This is a genomic window from Streptomyces roseus (assembly GCF_001044425.1).
Lineage (GTDB): Bacteria > Actinomycetota > Actinomycetes > Streptomycetales > Streptomycetaceae > Streptomyces > Streptomyces roseus.
The window spans coordinates 33,419-49,250 of the sequence record NZ_LFML01000002.1 but is presented as its reverse complement, the minus strand read 5'-3'; the positions used below and the strand labels follow the sequence as shown (position 1 = coordinate 49,250).

Below are 15,832 nucleotides of genomic sequence, written 5' to 3'. Positions count from 1 at the left end.
CGCTCGGCCTCGCCCAGCGCCAGGGCCGCCGCGAGCCGGCCACGCCGCGCGTCCAGGCGTACGGCCTCCCAGCGGGCGGACTCGGCCTCCGCGTCCGGCAGATCGGCCAGCGCCGGGCCGCGCCACAGCGCCAGGGCCTCCTCGTACAGGGCGGCCGCCTCGGCCGGGTCGCGGGCCGCACCGGCGGCCCGGGCGAGCCGCTCGAAGCGGTACAGGTCGACGTCCTCGCCCGCGGCGTCGAGCAGGTAGCCGCCCTCCGCCGAGCGCACCGCCCCGTGCCCCAGCGCCCTGCGCAGCCGGCCCACCAGCGCCTGGAGGGCGGCCTGGGCGTCCGCCGGCCCCTCGCCGTCCCACACCTGCCGCACCAGCAGGTGCACCGGCACCGCCCGCCCCGGGCGCAGCGCGAGCGCGGTGAGCAGCGCCCGCAGGCGCGTTCCGCCGACGGCGACGGGGCTCCCGTCGTCGCGGCTGGCCTGGGCGGTGCCGAGAATCGCGTAACGCACCGGCCCATTGTCGCTGCCCGGGGGCCGGGCCCCGTACTCCTTTCGGCCCCCTGCCCGGGGTAGGTTTCGCCGCATGGGTCATCAGGGCAGCCGCGGCGAGCGGCAGATCAGTTCCGTATTCCTCGGCATCTTCGCCGTCATGGCGGTCACCGGCTGGGCCGTGTGGGCGGGCTACTCGACCAGCACCGGGCTGGCCGTGTTCCTCTTCGTGACCTCGGCCTGGGTCGTCTCGCTCTGCCTGCACGAGTACGCGCACGCCCGCACCGCCCTGCACGGCGGCGACCTGTCGGTCGGGGCGAAGGGCTACCTGACCCTGAACCCGCTGAAGTACACGCACGCGCTGCTCAGCATCGTCCTGCCGGTGATCTTCGTGATCATGGGCGGGCTGGGCCTGCCCGGCGGTGCGGTGTACATCGAGCGGGACCGGATCCAGGGCCGCTGGAAGCACAGCCTCATCTCGGCGGCGGGTCCGCTGACCAACGTGGCCTTCGCGGTCGTCTGCACGGCGCCGTTCTGGCTGAACGCCCTCGACGGGGTCCCGATGGCCTTCCGCTTCGCGCTCGCGTTCCTCGCGCTGCTCCAGGTCTCGGCGGCGATCTTGAACTTCCTGCCGGTCCCGGGCCTGGACGGCTACGGGATCATCGAGCCCTGGCTCTCGTACCGGATCCGCCGCGAGGTGGCGCCGCTGGCGCCGTTCGGCCTGATCTCAGTGTTCGCGCTGCTGTGGATCCCGGAGGTCAACGGGTTCTTCTTCGACGTGGTGCGCAACCTGCTGGACGCTCTGGGCGTGTCCGACCTGGAGACCTACTGCGGCCGCGACCTCTACCGCTTCTGGCAGGAGACGAACGGCTACTGCGCGGTGCCGCAGGGCTGAGCCGGCACCTGACCGGACCGGACCGACGGACCCCTACGAGGTGCGGGCGGCCTTCTCGGCCTTCGCCTTGCGCAGGTAGAACCAGGCCATGTTCGAGGTGAGGCCGGCCAGCAGCACCCAGATGATGCCCAGGAAGCTGCCCTCCACGAAGGCGACCACGGCCGCGGCCACGGACAGGACGCAGACGACGATGGCGAACACGGCAAGGCGGGGCATGGGGAACAGCTCCTCGGCGACACGGAACGGGGTCGAACCCCACCAGTCTCCCCCATCCCCCGCAGTGCTCCCGTAAAGCCGCCCGCCCCCGCTCCCGCTCCGGGTTTCCGGCTTTCGCCGATCTTCCGCCCCGCACCCCACTACGGTTCGCCGGGTACGAAGGGAACGACAGCCCGGCCTGCCCGGCCCGCGCGGCCGAGGCCGGGCGACTGGGGGGCAGGAACATGCGGGAGATCTCCAAGGGCGCGAACGTCAGCCTGACGGAACTGAGCGAGGACGCCGGGGCCGTGGTCGTGAGCCTGAGCTGGAGCAGCGTCTCGGGGGCCGGCGACGCCGACGTCTCGGTGCTCCTCGTGGACGCGAACGGCAAGGTCCGCAGCGAGAACGACTTCTACTTCTACAACAACCCGGCCGCCGCCGACGGGAGCGTGCAGTTGCTGGGGAAGACCCCCACCGATAGCGGGGAAGAGGACCGGATCGGCGTGGACCTGACCGCCGTGCCCGAGGGGGTCGAGCGGATCGTGGTGGCGGCCAGCCAGTACGGGGGCGCCCGGTTCGGCGACCTGGACGACCTGCGGATGACCGTCGCGGACCGCTCCGGCGAACCGCTGGTCGGGTTCTCCATCCACGACGCGGGCGTGGAGACCGCGTTCATCTTCGGTGAGCTGTACCGGCGCGGCGAGGAGTGGAAGTTCCGCGCGGTGGGCCAGGGCTACGAGACGGGGCTGGCCGGGCTGGCGACGGACTTCGGCATCGCCGTGCTCGAAGACGCCGAGGACACCGAAGCCACCGAGGAGACTGCGGAGGCCGATAAGGCCACTGCCGTCGAGGAGCCGGGAGCGGTCGGTCAGGCGGCAGCAGCCGGTACCGGGCAGGCGGGGGCCGAGGCGGGGAGTGACGCCGGCGGTCCCGCCGGGTCCGGCGCCCCGCCCGCCCCGCCCGAGCCCGTCGCCGTACCCGCCCAGGCCCGCGGCCGGGGACCCCGTACGACCAAGAAGAAGGTCACCCTCCCCAAGGTGGCCAGGGCCTCGCTCGCCGAGAACGACTCCTGGCACCAGGCCCGGCTGTTCCCCGTACCCACGCTGAAGAGCGACAAGGAGCGGGAGGTCCGCGCCACCTCCGTGCTGCTGTCCGTCATGGCACAGGTCCCGGAGTTCGGCCGGCGCCTCACGGCCGCCTTCGGCGCTCCCGCCGGCCGGATGCAGACCTTCACCGAGGTGTCCCTCCCCCACGGCGAAACACCGCGCCGCCCGGACGGCGTGATCCGTGTCGAGCGCGCGGGCAAGCTCTGGACGGCGCTGGTCGAGACGAAGACGAACGGCAACCCGCTCAAGGCCGAGCAGGTGCAGCAGTACATGGACATCGCCGCCCGCCGCGGCTACGAGGCCGTCATCACGCTCTCCAACGACGTCGCCCTCGAAGGCGCGCCCATGGTGGACGTCAAGGTCGACGGCCGGCGCAAGCACAAGGTCAGCCTCTGGCACCTGTCCTGGGCCGAGGTGGCCCACCAGGCCCAGATGCTGATCCGCCACGAGGGCGTGGGCAACGCCGCGCACGCCTGGCTCCTCCAGGAACTGCTGGAGTACCTGCGGCACGAGCAGTCGGGGTGCCACGGGTTCCAGAACATGGGCGCCGCCTGGGTGCCCGTACGCAAGGGGATCGAGGACGAAACCCTCGCCTTCGACGATCCGCGCGCCGTCGAGGTCGTCGAGAGCTGGGAGCGGCTGATCCGCCAGGTCTGCCTGCGCCTCGGCGGGGAGCTCGGGCAGAGGGCGCTGCCGGTACAGCGCGTGCGGCGCGGCAGCGATCCGCGGGCGCGCCGCACGGCCGCCGCCGGGAACCTGTGCCGGGACGGGCGGCTCACCGCCGAGCTGCGCGTCGACGGCACGAGCAGCGTCATCGCGGTGACCGCCGATCTGCGTACGGGCAAGGTCCGCACCTGCGTGGACGTGCCGGCGCCGGCGGGCTCGTACCCGCTGACCACGGTGAAGCGGCTGGTCCGGTTGCTGGCCGAGGCCCCGGCGGACCTGCACGTGGAAAGCCTGGTGGAGGGCGGCAACGGGCCGCGCGGCACCCTGGAGCGGCTGCGCCCCGAGCCGGGCGACCTGCTGCCCAGGGGAGGCGCGGCCCTCGCGGGGTTCCGGCTGTCGCTGATCAAGGGGATGGGCAACACCCGCGGCAATACGGAGTCCGGTTTCATCCGCAGCGTCGACGATGCGGTGGACCGCTTCCACCAGGGGGTCGTGGCGCATCTGGGGCCGCTGGAGGCGCGCGCCGGCCGCCGGGGCTGAGGCGGGCGGGGGGCGCTGCGCCCGGCTGGTGCCGGGCGCAGCGGCGCGGGGTCAGACGTCCGTGACGCGCAGACCCGAGTGGGCCTTGTACCGGCGGTTGGTCGAGATGAGGTTGGCCACGAGGGACTCGACCTGGTGGGCGTTGCGCAGGCGGCCCGCGAAGACCCCGCGCATGCCCGGGATGCGGGCGGCCAGGGCCTGGACGATGTCGGTGTCCGCGCGGACCTCGCCGAGGACCATCACGTCGGTGTCGATCTCCTCGACCGACTCGTCCTGGAGCAGGACCGCCGAAAGGTGGTGGAAAGCGGCGGTCACGCGGGAGTCGGGGAGCAGGGCCGCGGCCTGCTGGGCCGCGCTGCCCTCTTCGACCTGGAGGGCGTACGCGCCCTGCTTGTCGAAGCCGAGCGGGTTGACGCAGTCCACCACCAGCTTGCCCGCGAGCTCCTCGCGCAGGGCTTCGAGGGTCTTGGCGTGGCCCTCCCACGGCACCGCGATGATCACGATGTCGCTGCGGCGCGCGCACTCGGCGTTGTCCGCGCCCTCCACGCCGAGGCCCAGCTCGTCGGCGGCGCTCCGCGCGCGGTCGGCCGCGCGGGAGCCGATGATCACCTTCTGGCCGGCCCGGGCGAGCCGGTAGGCCAGCCCCCGGCCCTGGTCGCCGGTGCCGCCGAGGACGCCGACGACGAGGCCGGAGACGTCCGGCAGGTCCCACGGGTCCTTGGCCGGCGCCTTCGCCGGTGCCTTGGCGGCGGCCGCGGCCTCGGCGGGCGCGTTCTGAGTGCTGTCTGTGGAGGTCATGGGGGCGAGGGTAATGCCGTGATCGCGAGAGGCGAACGCACATGTGCCCGCCCGGTCGGGCGAAGCGGGGCGAAGTGCTCCCGTAGGTCCCTTTGATGCGGCAGGATGCCGATATGGACGCCGTGAGGGTCGCGCTGTTGCGCGAGGTGCTCGCCGGTACGCAGTGGCCCGGCGCCGCGCGCCGGTTCGCCGGATCGCTGCGGCACTCCGTCGTTCCGGCCGGCGGGAACCTGCTGCTGGTGGGCACCGAGCAGTACGAGCCCTGGCACATGGCGGCGCACCTGGTGGACGAGGCCGCCTGGTCGGGGCTGCCGGAGCTGGCCCCCACCCTCGTGCGGCACCGGGTGCGGCCCGGGCTGCCGCCGCACCTCTCGGTGGGGCTGGGCCGCCTGGCGGCGGCCCGGCGCGGGCACACGCTGCTGGTCGTGGCCCCGCAGCAGCCGGGCGCGGCGCTGCTGGAGCGGGTGCACGACGCCCGGCGCGCGGGGGCGACCGTACTGTCGCTGCACTGCGGGGACCCGGATCTCGCCGCCCTGGCGCACGACGCCCTGTCCGTACCGGAGGAGGCCGGCGAGCTGGACCTGGACACGGTGCAGCACCTGGTCGGCGCGGCGGCCGGGGAGAACAGCCTGCCGGCGCAGCGCGGGCCGCGACGGCTGCGGGACCGGCTGGCGCGGCTCGCCGACCAGCTGACCGCACCGCCGCCCATCGGCTGGTAGCCCCCCGGCTTCCGCAGTCGTACGACCCGCCGGCCCCGCGGCCCTACGGCCCTACGGCGCGCCCGTACCCTCGCCCTCCTCGCGGGACGTGTCGTTCCACTTGGGGTCGTTCTGCCATTCGAGGTTGCGCTCCTGCGCCGTCTCCATGGCGTGGTTCGCCTCCTCCCGCGTGGCGTACGGGCCGAAACGGTCCTTCGCCGGGCACTCCGGGCCTTCCTCCACCTTGTGGTGGACCAGGCAGTAGAACCACTCGCCCGCTTTGCCCACCTGGCGCTTCTTGAACAGGGCCATCGTCCTCGGGCTCCTTTCGCTGCCGCTCTCTGCCGCCAGCCTGCCCCATCCCCGCTGGATACACTCGCTTGCATGTCTGGCCAGTCGCTGCTCGTACCAGGCGAGCTCTCTCCCGCCCGTTCCGTTCCCGGCAACATCCGCCGGCCCGAGTACGTGGGCAAGCCCGCGCCCACTCCGTACACCGGACCGGAGGTGCAGTCGGCCGCGACCATCGAGGCCATGCGCATCGCCGGCCGGATCGCCGCCCGGGCGATGGAAGAGGCCGCCAAGCTGATCGCCCCGGGGGTGACCACCGACGAGCTGGACCGGGTCGCGCACGAGTACATGTGCGACCACGGCGCCTACCCGTCGACGCTGGGCTACCGGGGCTTCCCGAAGTCCCTGTGCTCCTCGGTGAACGAGGTCATCTGCCACGGCATCCCCGACTCCACCGTCCTGCGCGACGGCGACATCGTGAACCTCGACGTCACCGCGTTCATCGGCGGCGTGCACGGCGACAACAACGCCACCTACCTGTGCGGCGAGGTGGACGAGGAGTCGCGGCTGCTGGTGGAGCGCACCCGCGAGGCCCTGGCCCGGGCCATCAAGGCCGTCAAGCCCGGCCGCCAGATCAACGTGATCGGCCGGGTCATCGAGTCGTACGCGAAGCGCTTCGGCTACGGCGTCGTCCGGGACTTCACCGGGCACGGCATCAACTCGTCCTTCCACTCGGGCCTGATCATCCCGCACTACGACAGCCCGCACGCCACCACCGTCATCGAGCCCGGGATGACCTTCACGATCGAGCCGATGCTGACCTTGGGCACGCACGAGTACGACATGTGGGCGGACGGCTGGACGGTCGTCACGAAGGACCGCAAGCGCACCGCGCAGTTCGAGCACACACTGGTGGTGACGGACACGGGCGCCGAGATCCTCACCCTTCCGTAGCGGCAGCCCGTAGGGGCCGTCCGTCGCGGCCGTCCGTCGCGGCTCACCGTAAAAGCTCTCCCCAAAAGACCCGCGGAGGAGTTTTACCGACAGCGCGTCGGGAAGACATTGACTTAGGTAACCCTAAGCGCGAGGATCGGGCGTGGCGGCCGTGCCGTCACGCCCGCCGGGCCCCGTGGCCCCCGCTCTTCCTCGTCCCGGCTTCGGAGGATTGTTTTGGACGCCTTCTCTACGGTCATCCGTGTCGCGTCGCACGAGCAGCACACCGAGGCGGAGACCTCGACGTTCATGAGCGACATGCTCGGCGGCCGGCTCGGGGTGGACGCCTACACGCGCTACACCGAACAGCTGTGGTTCGTGTACCGGGCCCTGGAGGACGCGGCCGAGTCCCTGAAGGACGATCCGGTGGCGGGCCCGTTCATACGGCCCGAGCTGATGCGCGTCGCCGAGATCGAGCGGGACCTGGCGCACCTGCGCGGGCCGTCGTGGCGCGAGACGCTGGTCGCGCTGCCCGCGACCGAGGCCTACGCCGCCCGGGTGGCCGAATGCGCGGCCGGCTGGCCCGGCGGGTACGTCGCCCACCACTACACCCGCTACCTCGGCGACCTCTCGGGCGGCCAGATCATCCGCGACAAGGCGGAGCGGGCGTGGGGCTTCACCCGCAAGGGTGATGGCGTGCGGTTCTACGTCTTCGCGGACATCTCCAACCCCGCCGCCTTCAAGCGGACCTACCGGGAGCTGCTGGACGCGATCGCCGCGGACGACCTGGAGAAGCAGCGCATCATCGACGAGTGTAAGCGCGCCTTCGACTTCAACGGCTCGGTCTTCCGGGAGCTGGGCGCGGAGTTCCCGCTGAGCGCCTGACCCTGCCTCGCGAGGGCCTCCCGGGAGCCCCGGCGCGGACGTGCTCGGTTCGCGTCCGCGCACCTACTCGCGCCTGCGCACCTACTCAGTGCGGACCTACTCGGTGCGCGGTGGCGGCAGTTTCGCGAAGCGGACGCGGCCGCCGATCTCGACGGTGCCGTCGGGGCCGGGCGCGGTGAGGATCTGGGAGCCCGCGCCCTGGGTGATGTTCAGCGCCCGGTTCAGCTCGGCCGTCAGCAGGATCGCGGCCGATCCGGTGGCCTCGTCCTCGGCGATGACCCCGTCGGGGCGGCGCGGGAACCCGCGGGCCCGGACGCGGCCCGCGGCCTCGTCCTCCCAGGCCCAGGCGTACAGCCAGCCCTCGCCGGGCGGCGGCGCGGGCAGGGCGTCGACCTCGGCGGGGCTGGCGTACTGCTCGGTGCGCTTGCCCTCGACCCACTCGGGGAGGGCGGTGATCCAGGTGAACTCCCCGTCGTCGCGCGCCCATACCGAGCCGGCCGGCGGCTGGAGCTCCTCGATGTCGAGCAGCCAGGCGACCCCGACCAGCGGATGGCCCGCGAAGGACATCCGGGTGCCGGGGGTGCGGATGTCGACGACCCCGCGCTCCGGGTCGTCGACGAACACCGTCTCGCTGTAGCCGAGTTCGGCGGCGAGGGCCTGCCGCGCCGCGTCGTCGGGGCAGGTCCGGCCGTCACGGACGACGCCGAGCAGATTGCCGTGCCGTCCGTCTCCCGCGCAGAAGACCTTGAGCACATCGAGATCGTTCACGCGGAAATTGAAACATGGCCGGGATCCGGGCCGTGCGCCCTCGGCGGGCGAGGCGGCTCGCCACCGCGTGCACCGCCCCGGCCGCTGTGCGGTACGGAGCGGCCGGAGCGGCCCAACCCCGGCTTGACCTCCGCTTTACCTTCCCATGGGTTGGCCCTGAGGGCCCCGTGACGGCCCCGTGTCCGGGGGCCCGGCGTGTGCCCTGAATCACTGGACGCGGGGGCTTGAGTCAGGTAAGCCTCGGTTAAGTTAGGTCCGCCTCACCGGCCGTCTCCCGTGATCGGGGGCGGCCGTCTGCCGAACGCCAGACAGCCAGGAGCCCGCATGCGTCCCGCCCGCCTCACCGTCCTCACTGCGGTCGCCGCCGTGGCCGCGCTCACCGCAGTCACCGGCTGCGCCGAGAAGAGCGCCGGCGGCGACGGAACGATCAAGGTCGCGGCTTCGGACACCGCCTGCGAGCTGTCCAAGACCGAGTTCCCGGCGGGCAAGGTCTCCATCGAGGTGGAGAACAAGGGCTCCAAGGTCACCGAGCTGTACGTCCTCTTTCCCGACGACCGCATCGTCGCCGAGCGCGAGAACATCGGCCCCGGCACCAAGGCGACCATCACCGCCGAGATGAAGGCCGGCGACTACGAGTTCGCCTGCAAGCCCGGCATGAAGGGCGACGGCATCCGCCAGAAGGCCAAGGCCACCGGCGGCGCCGCCCAGAAGCGCAGCCCGGAGCTGGACGCCGCGGTCGCCGAGTACCGCAAGTACGTGCAGGCGCAGGCCGACGAGACCCTCCCCAAGGCGCAGGCCTTCGCGGACGCCGTCAAGGCCGGTGACCTGGAGGCGGCCAAGAAGGCGTACGCCGCGTCCCGCATCGGCTGGGAGCGCACCGAGCCGGTCGCCGAGTCCTTCGGCGACATCGACCCCAAGGTCGACGTCCGCGAGGACGGCCTGGAGGCCGGCCAGGACCCGGCGAAGGACTGGACCGGCTGGCACCGTCTGGAGAAGGCCCTGTTCGCCGACAACAAGATCGGCGACGCCGAGAAGAAGCTCGCCGACCAGCTGATGACCGATCTCACCGACTGGCAGAAGCGGGTCGGCCAGGCGGAGATCACCCCCACCTCGATGGCCAACGGTGCCAAGGAGCTGCTGGACGAGGTCGCCAGCGGCAAGGTCACCGGTGAGGAAGAGCGCTACAGCCACACCGACCTGGTCGACTTCAAGGGCAACGTCGAGGGCGCCGAGAAGGCGTACGAGCTGCTCAAGCCGGTCGCCGCGAAGAACGACCCGGCCCTCTCCGCCGAGCTGGACAAGCAGTTCGCCGCGATGAACACGCTGCTCGACAAGTACCGCGCCGACAAGAACGGCTACGACTTCACGGCGTACGACACGGTGGGCCAGGACCAGCGCAAGGAGCTCTCCGACGCCGTCAGCGCGCTCGGGGAGCCGCTGTCCAAGCTCGCCGCGGCCGTCGCCAAGTAACGCGTGATCAGGGGTACTGACCATGTCTGACGACACCAGCACCACCGGCCCGGCCGCCCAGGCCGCCGAGCCGGCCGGTTCCGCCGCCTCCTCTTCCGCCGGCGCCTCCGCCCCCGCTCCCGCCTCCGGCGGCCCGTCGCGCCGGTCCGTACTCGGCTGGGGCGGTGCCGGGCTCGCGCTCGGCGCCGCCGCGGCGGGCGGCACCGTCGCCGTACTGACCGGCGACGGTGACCCCGTACCGGCCGCGCTCAGCGGCTCCTCGGTGCCCTTCCACGGAGCGCACCAGGCCGGCATCGCCTCCGCCGTCCAGGACCGGCTGCACTTCGCCGCGTTCGACGTGAAGACCAAGGACCGCGCCGAGCTCGTCCAGCTCCTCAAGGACTGGACGCGGGCCGCCGAGCGGATGACCGCCGGGCTGCCCGTCGGCGAGGGCGCCGTCGGCGGCCTCCCCGAGGCCCCGCCGGACGACACCGGCGAGGCCCTCGGCCTCAAGCCGTCCCGGCTCACGCTGACCGTCGGCTTCGGCGCCTCGCTCTTCGCCAAGGACCGCTTCGGCCTGGAGGGCAGGCGCCCCGAGGCCCTGGTCGACCTGGAGCAGTTCCCCGGCGACAACCTCGACCCCGCCAAGAGCGGCGGCGACCTCTGCGTGCAGGCCTGCGCGGACGACCCGCAGGTCGCGGTGCACGCGATCCGCCAGCTCGCCCGCATCGGGTTCGGCAAGGTCGCGGTGCGCTGGTCGCAGCTCGGCTTCGGCAAGACCTCGTCCACCACCCCGGACGAGCAGACCCCGCGCAACATGATGGGCTTCAAGGACGGCACGCGGAACGTCGCGGGCACCGACCAGGCCGCCCTGGAGAAGTTCGTCTGGGTCGGGGACGAGGCCAAGGACGGCTCGGCGTGGATGGCCGGAGGCTCGTACCTGGTGGCCCGCCGGATCCGGATGCACATCGAGACCTGGGACCGCACTCCGCTCCAGGAGCAGGAGGACATCTTCGGCCGCGACAAGGGCGAGGGCGCGCCCGTCGGCAAGTCGAAGGAGCGCGACGAGCCGTTCCTGAAGGCGATGAAGCCGCAGGCGCACGTGCGCCTGGCGCACCCGGACACCAACGGCGGTGCCACGATCCTGCGCCGCGGCTACTCCTTCACCGACGGGTCGGACGGGCTGGGCCGCCTCGACGCGGGCCTGTTCTTCCTCGCCTACCAGCGCGACGTCCGCAAGGGCTTCATCCCGATCCAGCGCAACCTCTCCAAGAACGACGGGCTCAACGAGTACATCCAGCACGTGAGCTCGGCCCTCTTCGCCATCCCGCCGGGCGTCCGCGACAAGGACGACTGGTGGGGCCGGGCGCTGTTCGCGTAGTTCCGCGGACTCGAAAGGAACCGACGTGTTCAGCAACTATCTGATCGGCCTGCGTGAGGGGCTGGAGGCCAGCCTGGTCGTCTGCATCCTCATCGCGTACCTGGTGAAGACCGGGAACAAGGACAAACTGGGTCCCCTGTGGCTCGGCGTCGGCCTTGCGGCCGCGCTCAGCCTGGCCTTCGGCGCCGGGCTCGAATTCGGCACCTCGGAGTTGACGTTCCAGGCGCAGGAGGCGATCGGCGGCAGTCTGTCGATCGTCTCGGTGGCCCTGGTGACCTGGATGGTCTTCTGGATGAAGCGCACCGCGCGGCACATGAAGTCCGAACTCCAGGGGAAGCTCGACGCGGCCCTCGCGATGGGCACGGGCGCCCTGGTGACGACGGCGTTCCTGGCCGTGGGCCGGGAGGGTCTGGAGACCTCGCTGTTCGTGTGGCGCTCGGTGCACGCGGCCGGCGACGGCGCGGGTCCGCTGGTGGGCGTGCTGCTCGGCATCGGCTCGTCGATCCTGCTGGGCTGGCTGTTCTACCGCGGCGCGCTGAAGATCAACCTGTCGAAGTTCTTCACGTGGACCGGCGGGATGCTCGTCGTGGTCGCGGCGGGCGTGCTCGCGTACGGGGTGCACGACCTCCAGGAGGCCGAGTTCCTGCCGGGTCTGAAGAACAAGGCCTTCGACGTCACCTCGGCCGTCCCGCCGGACAGCTGGTACGGGACCCTGCTGAAGGGCACGTTCAACTTCCAGCCGGACCCGACCTGGCTCCAGGCGGGCGTGTGGCTGGCCTACCTGGTCCCGACGCTGCTGCTGTTCCTCGGGGTCTTCGCCCGTACGGCGTCCCCGGCGCCCGCCGCGGCCGCTCCCGCGCCCGCGCCCGCCTCCTCGGAGAGCACGAGCGGCTCGTAGGCCCCGGCTGCTCGGGCACGGCCCGCGGAAGGGCCCGGATCACTTCGATCCGGGCCCTTCCGCACATCCGGCGCCGCACGTCCGGCGCCGCAGGTCCGGCGCAGGTCCGGCGCAGGTCCGGCGCACATCCGGTCACCACAGGCGGTCGACGAGCCCCGGGTAGAGGGCGATCCGCGCACCCGCGAAGGCGTCGGCCCCGGTGTCCGCGCCGGGGAAGTCGGCGAGGACCTCCTTGGCGAACCCGGGCGCGTCCGTGGCCAGCGGCTGCTCGGGCGTCCCGCCGACCAGCACCGTGCCGGGCAGCCGGGTGAAGCCGGCCGCCTCGTAGAAGGGGACGAGCGGGCGGTCGCAGCTGAACAGGACGAGGTCCACGGCCGGATCGGCGGCCAGCGCCGCCCGGGCCGCCGCCACCAGGCGCCCGCCGTGGCCGCGCCCCCGCGCGCTCTCCCGGGTCACCACGGCGCTGAGCCCGGCGGCCCGGTACGTCCGCCCTCCGTGCCGGATCGTCTTGCGGAGCAGCGCCAGCGAGGCGAGGACCGTCCCCTCCTCGTCCAGCAGCAGCACCACCTCGGGGGCGAGGGCCGGGTCGTGACCGGCACCGGCCCCGGGCCAGGCCTGTGCCTCCAGGTCCGCGACCTGCGCCGCGAGCCGCGCCGGCAGCTCCGCCTCCGGGTACGTCACCATGGTCGTCATGCGCGGGCCTCCCCGCCACCGCGGCGGCTCACGGGATGCGGACCGCGCTGCCGCCGACCCGCACCCGGGGGTCCCCCGCGCGCAGTTCCACCGTCAGGACCCCCGGGCGACCCATGTCCTCGCCCTGGCGGAGGGTGAGGACGGCGGCCGCCGGGACCAGGCCGAGCTCGCGGGCGTACGCGCCGAAGGCGGCCGCGGCGGCTCCGGTCGCGGCGTCCTCGACGACGCCGCCGATCGGGAACGGGTCGCGTACGTCGAACTCCGCGGGGCCCGCGCGGTGCACCAGCTGGACCGTGGTGAGGTCCAGGCGCCGCATCAGCGCCTCCAGCCGGGGGAAGTCGTACGTGAGGTCCGCGAGCCGGGCCCGGGTGGCCGCGCCGAGCACCAGGTGGCGGGCTCCGGCGTAGGCGATCCGGGGCGGGAAGGCCGGGTCCAGGTCGGCCTCCGGCCAGTCCAGCGCGGCCAGTGCCTCCGCGAGGTCGGCCGGGTCGATGTCCTCGATGTAGGGCTCGACGCTGGTCAGCACGGCCCGCAGGCCCGTCTCGGTCGCCCTGACCGAGACGGGCACCGTACCGGCCGGGGTCGCGAACACCAGCTCGCCGGGCCCGGTCCGCTCCGCCAGCGCCACGGCGGTGGCCACGGTGGCGTGCCCGCAGAAGGCGACCTCCGCCTTCGGGCTGAAGTACCGCAGGGTGAAGGCCCGGCCCTGCGCACCGCCGAGGCCCTCGGGCGGCGCGGTCAGGAAGGCGGTCTCGCTGTAGCCCAGGCCGGCGGCGATCTCCAGCATCTTGGCGTCGTCCAGGCCGCTCGCGTCGAGCACGACTCCGGCGGGGTTGCCGCCCGCAGGGTCCTCGGAGAAGGCGGTGTACCGCAACACGTCAGTCATGATCGCCCCAACTCCCGGCCCGGCACCCGCATTCCCCGCCGCCGCGTCCCGCCCGCCGGTCGCCGCCCGCGGGCACGCCGCCCGCGGATCAGCCGCGCCCGATGTAGGGCATCGCGGTCGCCATCACCGTCGCGAACTGCACGTTCGCCTCCAGCGGCAGCTCCGCCATGTGCAGCACGGTGCGCGCCACGTCCGCCGCGTCCATCACCGGCTCCACCGCCAGCTGCCCGTTCGCCTGGAGGATCCCGGTCTGCATCCGCTCGGTCATCTCGGTGGCCGCGTTGCCGATGTCGATCTGCCCGCAGGCGATCCGGTGCGGCCGCCCGTCCAGTGAGAGGGACTTCGTCAGGCCGGTCATCGCGTGCTTGGTCGCGGTGTAGGCGATCGAGTTCGGCCGGGGTACGTGCGCGGAGATCGAGCCGTTGTTGATGATCCGGCCGCCCTGCGGGTCCTGCGCCTTCATCTGGCGGAAGGCGGCCTGCGCGCACAGGAAGGCCCCGGTGAGGTTGACGTCGACCACCTGGCGCCAGGCCTCGTAGGTGATGTCCTCCAGCGGGACGCCGCCCGGGCCGAAGGTCCCGGCGTTGTTGAAGAGGAGGTCGAGGCGCCCGTACCGCTCCCGTACCGCCGCGAACAGTGCGGCCACGTCGTGCGGATCGCTCACGTCCGCCCGTACGCACAGCACGTCCGCGCCGGCTCCGGCGGCCTTCGCCGTCTCCTCCAGCGGTTCGGGCCGGCGGCCGGCCACGGCCACCGACCAGTCGGCGGCGGCCAGGGTGAGGGCCACGGAGCGGCCGATGCCCGAGCCCGCGCCGGTCACGACGGCGATCTTCTTCCCACTTGCGCTCATGGGCCCGCAGGGTACGTCACATGCCGCATCGGTCCACGGACGTTCCGATAGCTGAGAGCATGGGGCGGTCGGAGGTGTGAAAAGACGACGAGAAGACTGGAGTTCCGCATGTCGGAGAGAGGCCCCGCGACGGCCCCCTCGCACGAGCCGCCGCCCGAAAAGCCCTCCGCACCGCAAGCCCCATCCGTCCCGCTCACGGCCGCCCGCCGTACCGGACTGCTCGTCACCTTCATACTCGGAGGGCTCAGCGCTCTCCCCCCGCTGTCCATGGACATGTACCTGCCGGCCCTGCCTCAGGTCACCGGCGCCCTGCACAGCCCGGCCGCCACGATCCAGCTCACCCTCACCGCCTGCCTCGCCGGCATGGCGCTGGGCCAGCTCGTCATCGGCCCGATGAGCGACAAGTGGGGCCGCCGCAGGCCCCTGCTGATCGGCATGGTCGTCTACGTCCTCGCCACCGCGATCTGCGCCCTCGCCCCCAGCGCGGAGCTGCTGATCGGCTTCCGGCTGCTCCAGGGCCTCGCCGGATCGGCCGCGATCGTCATCGCGCGGGCCGTCGTGCGCGACCTGTACGACGGGGTCGAGATGGCCCGGTTCTTCTCCACGCTGATGCTCATCTCGGGCGTCGCCCCGATCATCGCCCCGCTCATCGGCGGCCAGATCCTTCGCTTCGCGGACTGGCGCGGGGTGTTCGTCGTCCTCACCGGGGTCGGCGCCGTGCTCACCCTCGTCGTGTGGCGCAGCCTCGGCGAGACCCTGCCGCCCGAGCAGCGGCAGACCGGCGGCGTGGGCTCCGCGCTGCGGACCATGCGCGGGCTGCTCGGCGACCGCGCGTTCGCCGGGTACACGCTGGCCGGCGGCTTCGCCTTCGCCACGCTGTTCTCGTACATCTCCGCCTCGCCGTTCGTGGTGCAGGAGATCTACGGGGCTTCGCCGCAGGCCTTCAGCCTGCTGTTCGGCCTCAACTCCGTCGGCCTGATCGCCGCCGGCCAGATCAACGGCAAGCTGCTGGTGGGCCGGGTCCGGCTGGACAAGGTGCTGGGCTTCGGGCTGGCCGTCATCACGGCGGCCTCCGTCTCCCTGCTCCTGATGTCCACCGGGGTGTTCGGGGAGGTCGGGCTGGTACCGATCGCGTCCGCGCTGTTCGTGCTGATGTCGGCGATGGGCCTGGTCCTGCCGAACACCAACGCGCTGGCCCTGATGCGCACCCCGCACGCGGCCGGCTCGGCCTCGGCCCTGCTGGGCACCTCCTCGTTCCTGGTCGGCGCGATCGCCTCGCCGCTGGTCGGGATCGCGGGCGAGGGCACGGCGGTGCCGATGGCGCTGGTCCAGCTGGTCTGCTCGCTGCTGGCGGTGGCATGCTTCGCCGTCATGTGCCGGCCCTGGCGGAACCGGGACTCCGCCGTCTGAGCGGGCTTCCG

17 protein-coding genes are annotated in these 15,832 nt (G+C 72.8%); 9 read left to right on the top strand and 8 right to left on the bottom strand.

Annotation, left to right across the window (positions count from 1 at the left end; genetic code table 11):
* A partial coding sequence (locus tag ACS04_RS00255) for an AfsR/SARP family transcriptional regulator (protein WP_048474376.1) occupies positions 1 to 503 on the bottom strand: 503 nt, incomplete at its 3' end.
* A gap of 73 nt (positions 504 to 576) precedes the next feature.
* On the opposite strand from ACS04_RS00255, the gene ACS04_RS00250 reads away from it, so the two are divergent.
* On the top strand, positions 577 to 1,377 hold the full coding sequence (locus ACS04_RS00250) for a site-2 protease family protein (protein WP_048474375.1): 801 nt from the start codon (positions 577 to 579) through the stop codon (positions 1,375 to 1,377).
* A 33-nt stretch (positions 1,378 to 1,410) separates the two neighbouring features.
* Here ACS04_RS00250 and ACS04_RS00245 read toward each other — a convergent pair whose 3' ends face one another.
* The gene (locus ACS04_RS00245; protein ID WP_048474374.1) at positions 1,411 to 1,593 is read right to left on the bottom strand and encodes a hypothetical protein; all 183 of its coding nucleotides are present in this window, start codon (positions 1,591 to 1,593) and stop codon (positions 1,411 to 1,413) included.
* Positions 1,594 to 1,817: 224 nt separating this feature from the next.
* Between ACS04_RS00245 and ACS04_RS00240 the strand changes: the two genes are divergently transcribed.
* Positions 1,818 to 3,884, top strand: a complete 2,067-nt coding sequence (locus ACS04_RS00240) for a TerD family protein (RefSeq protein WP_107438491.1) — start codon at positions 1,818 to 1,820, stop codon at positions 3,882 to 3,884.
* A 51-nt stretch (positions 3,885 to 3,935) separates the two neighbouring features.
* Here ACS04_RS00240 and npdG read toward each other — a convergent pair whose 3' ends face one another.
* A complete protein-coding gene (npdG, locus tag ACS04_RS00235) occupies positions 3,936 to 4,682 on the bottom strand; it encodes an NADPH-dependent F420 reductase (RefSeq protein WP_048474373.1) in 747 nt (248 codons plus the stop codon).
* A 113-nt stretch (positions 4,683 to 4,795) separates the two neighbouring features.
* On the opposite strand from npdG, the gene ACS04_RS00230 reads away from it, so the two are divergent.
* Positions 4,796 to 5,401, top strand: coding sequence for a hypothetical protein (locus ACS04_RS00230; RefSeq protein WP_048474372.1), 606 nt, complete (start codon positions 4,796 to 4,798; stop codon positions 5,399 to 5,401).
* A 51-nt stretch (positions 5,402 to 5,452) separates the two neighbouring features.
* Here ACS04_RS00230 and ACS04_RS00225 read toward each other — a convergent pair whose 3' ends face one another.
* Positions 5,453 to 5,692, bottom strand: a complete 240-nt coding sequence (locus ACS04_RS00225; protein ID WP_048474371.1) for a hypothetical protein — start codon at positions 5,690 to 5,692, stop codon at positions 5,453 to 5,455.
* Between the two features lie 72 nt (positions 5,693 to 5,764).
* Between ACS04_RS00225 and map the strand changes: the two genes are divergently transcribed.
* Entirely contained in the window at positions 5,765 to 6,622 is an 858-nt protein-coding gene (gene map, locus ACS04_RS00220; protein ID WP_048474370.1) for a type I methionyl aminopeptidase, read from the top strand.
* A 216-nt stretch (positions 6,623 to 6,838) separates the two neighbouring features.
* Positions 6,839 to 7,486: a biliverdin-producing heme oxygenase gene (locus ACS04_RS00215; protein ID WP_048474369.1), complete on the top strand. Its 648-nt coding sequence runs from the start codon at positions 6,839 to 6,841 to the stop codon at positions 7,484 to 7,486.
* 96 nt (positions 7,487 to 7,582) lie between these two features.
* On the opposite strand, the gene ACS04_RS00210 is transcribed toward ACS04_RS00215, so the two are convergent.
* The gene (locus ACS04_RS00210) at positions 7,583 to 8,254 is read right to left on the bottom strand and encodes a PhzF family phenazine biosynthesis protein (protein ID WP_048474368.1); all 672 of its coding nucleotides are present in this window, start codon (positions 8,252 to 8,254) and stop codon (positions 7,583 to 7,585) included.
* Positions 8,255 to 8,578: 324 nt separating this feature from the next.
* On the opposite strand from ACS04_RS00210, the gene efeO reads away from it, so the two are divergent.
* From efeO to efeU, 3 genes are read left to right on the top strand one after another with little or no spacing between them, the layout of a single operon-like run.
* Complete coding sequence (efeO, locus tag ACS04_RS00205) at positions 8,579 to 9,724, top strand: iron uptake system protein EfeO (RefSeq protein ID WP_048474367.1); 1,146 nt, start codon at positions 8,579 to 8,581, stop codon at positions 9,722 to 9,724.
* Between the two features lie 22 nt (positions 9,725 to 9,746).
* On the top strand, positions 9,747 to 11,084 hold the full coding sequence (gene efeB / locus ACS04_RS00200; RefSeq protein ID WP_078864314.1) for an iron uptake transporter deferrochelatase/peroxidase subunit: 1,338 nt from the start codon (positions 9,747 to 9,749) through the stop codon (positions 11,082 to 11,084).
* Positions 11,085 to 11,109: 25 nt separating this feature from the next.
* Positions 11,110 to 11,982 (top strand): iron uptake transporter permease EfeU, encoded by an 873-nt coding sequence (gene efeU / locus ACS04_RS00195; RefSeq protein WP_078864313.1) that lies wholly within the window; start codon positions 11,110 to 11,112, stop codon positions 11,980 to 11,982.
* A gap of 132 nt (positions 11,983 to 12,114) precedes the next feature.
* On the opposite strand, the gene ACS04_RS00190 is transcribed toward efeU, so the two are convergent.
* From ACS04_RS00190 to ACS04_RS00180, 3 genes are all read right to left on the bottom strand, one after another.
* Positions 12,115 to 12,675, bottom strand: coding sequence for a GNAT family N-acetyltransferase (locus ACS04_RS00190; protein ID WP_245236223.1), 561 nt, complete (start codon positions 12,673 to 12,675; stop codon positions 12,115 to 12,117).
* A 28-nt stretch (positions 12,676 to 12,703) separates the two neighbouring features.
* On the bottom strand, positions 12,704 to 13,561 hold the full coding sequence (locus ACS04_RS00185) for a PhzF family phenazine biosynthesis protein (protein WP_048474366.1): 858 nt from the start codon (positions 13,559 to 13,561) through the stop codon (positions 12,704 to 12,706).
* 88 nt (positions 13,562 to 13,649) lie between these two features.
* On the bottom strand, positions 13,650 to 14,411 hold the full coding sequence (locus ACS04_RS00180; protein ID WP_048474365.1) for an SDR family oxidoreductase: 762 nt from the start codon (positions 14,409 to 14,411) through the stop codon (positions 13,650 to 13,652).
* Positions 14,412 to 14,519: 108 nt separating this feature from the next.
* Between ACS04_RS00180 and ACS04_RS00175 the strand changes: the two genes are divergently transcribed.
* Entirely contained in the window at positions 14,520 to 15,821 is a 1,302-nt protein-coding gene (locus tag ACS04_RS00175; RefSeq protein ID WP_245236222.1) for a Bcr/CflA family multidrug efflux MFS transporter, read from the top strand.
* Positions 15,822 to 15,832 lie beyond the last annotated feature (11 nt).

Bases quoted from the DNA above. Each gene is read 5' to 3' on its own strand.
- ACS04_RS00180 (WP_048474365.1), bottom strand. From the start codon at position 14,411: ATGAGCGCAAGTGGGAAGAAGATCGCCGTCGTGACCGGCGCGGGCTCG.
- npdG (WP_048474373.1), bottom strand. From the start codon at position 4,682: ATGACCTCCACAGACAGCACTCAGAACGCGCCCGCCGAGGCCGCGGCC.
- ACS04_RS00240 (WP_107438491.1), top strand. From the start codon at position 1,818: ATGCGGGAGATCTCCAAGGGCGCGAACGTCAGCCTGACGGAACTGAGC.
- ACS04_RS00175 (WP_245236222.1), top strand. From the start codon at position 14,520: ATGTCGGAGAGAGGCCCCGCGACGGCCCCCTCGCACGAGCCGCCGCCC.
- ACS04_RS00190 (WP_245236223.1), bottom strand. From the start codon at position 12,675: ATGACGACCATGGTGACGTACCCGGAGGCGGAGCTGCCGGCGCGGCTC.
- ACS04_RS00225 (WP_048474371.1), bottom strand. From the start codon at position 5,692: ATGGCCCTGTTCAAGAAGCGCCAGGTGGGCAAAGCGGGCGAGTGGTTC.
- efeO (WP_048474367.1), top strand. From the start codon at position 8,579: ATGCGTCCCGCCCGCCTCACCGTCCTCACTGCGGTCGCCGCCGTGGCC.
- ACS04_RS00185 (WP_048474366.1), bottom strand. From the start codon at position 13,561: ATGACTGACGTGTTGCGGTACACCGCCTTCTCCGAGGACCCTGCGGGC.
- ACS04_RS00250 (WP_048474375.1), top strand. From the start codon at position 577: ATGGGTCATCAGGGCAGCCGCGGCGAGCGGCAGATCAGTTCCGTATTC.
- ACS04_RS00230 (WP_048474372.1), top strand. From the start codon at position 4,796: ATGGACGCCGTGAGGGTCGCGCTGTTGCGCGAGGTGCTCGCCGGTACG.
- ACS04_RS00245 (WP_048474374.1), bottom strand. From the start codon at position 1,593: ATGCCCCGCCTTGCCGTGTTCGCCATCGTCGTCTGCGTCCTGTCCGTG.
- map (WP_048474370.1), top strand. From the start codon at position 5,765: ATGTCTGGCCAGTCGCTGCTCGTACCAGGCGAGCTCTCTCCCGCCCGT.
- efeB (WP_078864314.1), top strand. From the start codon at position 9,747: ATGTCTGACGACACCAGCACCACCGGCCCGGCCGCCCAGGCCGCCGAG.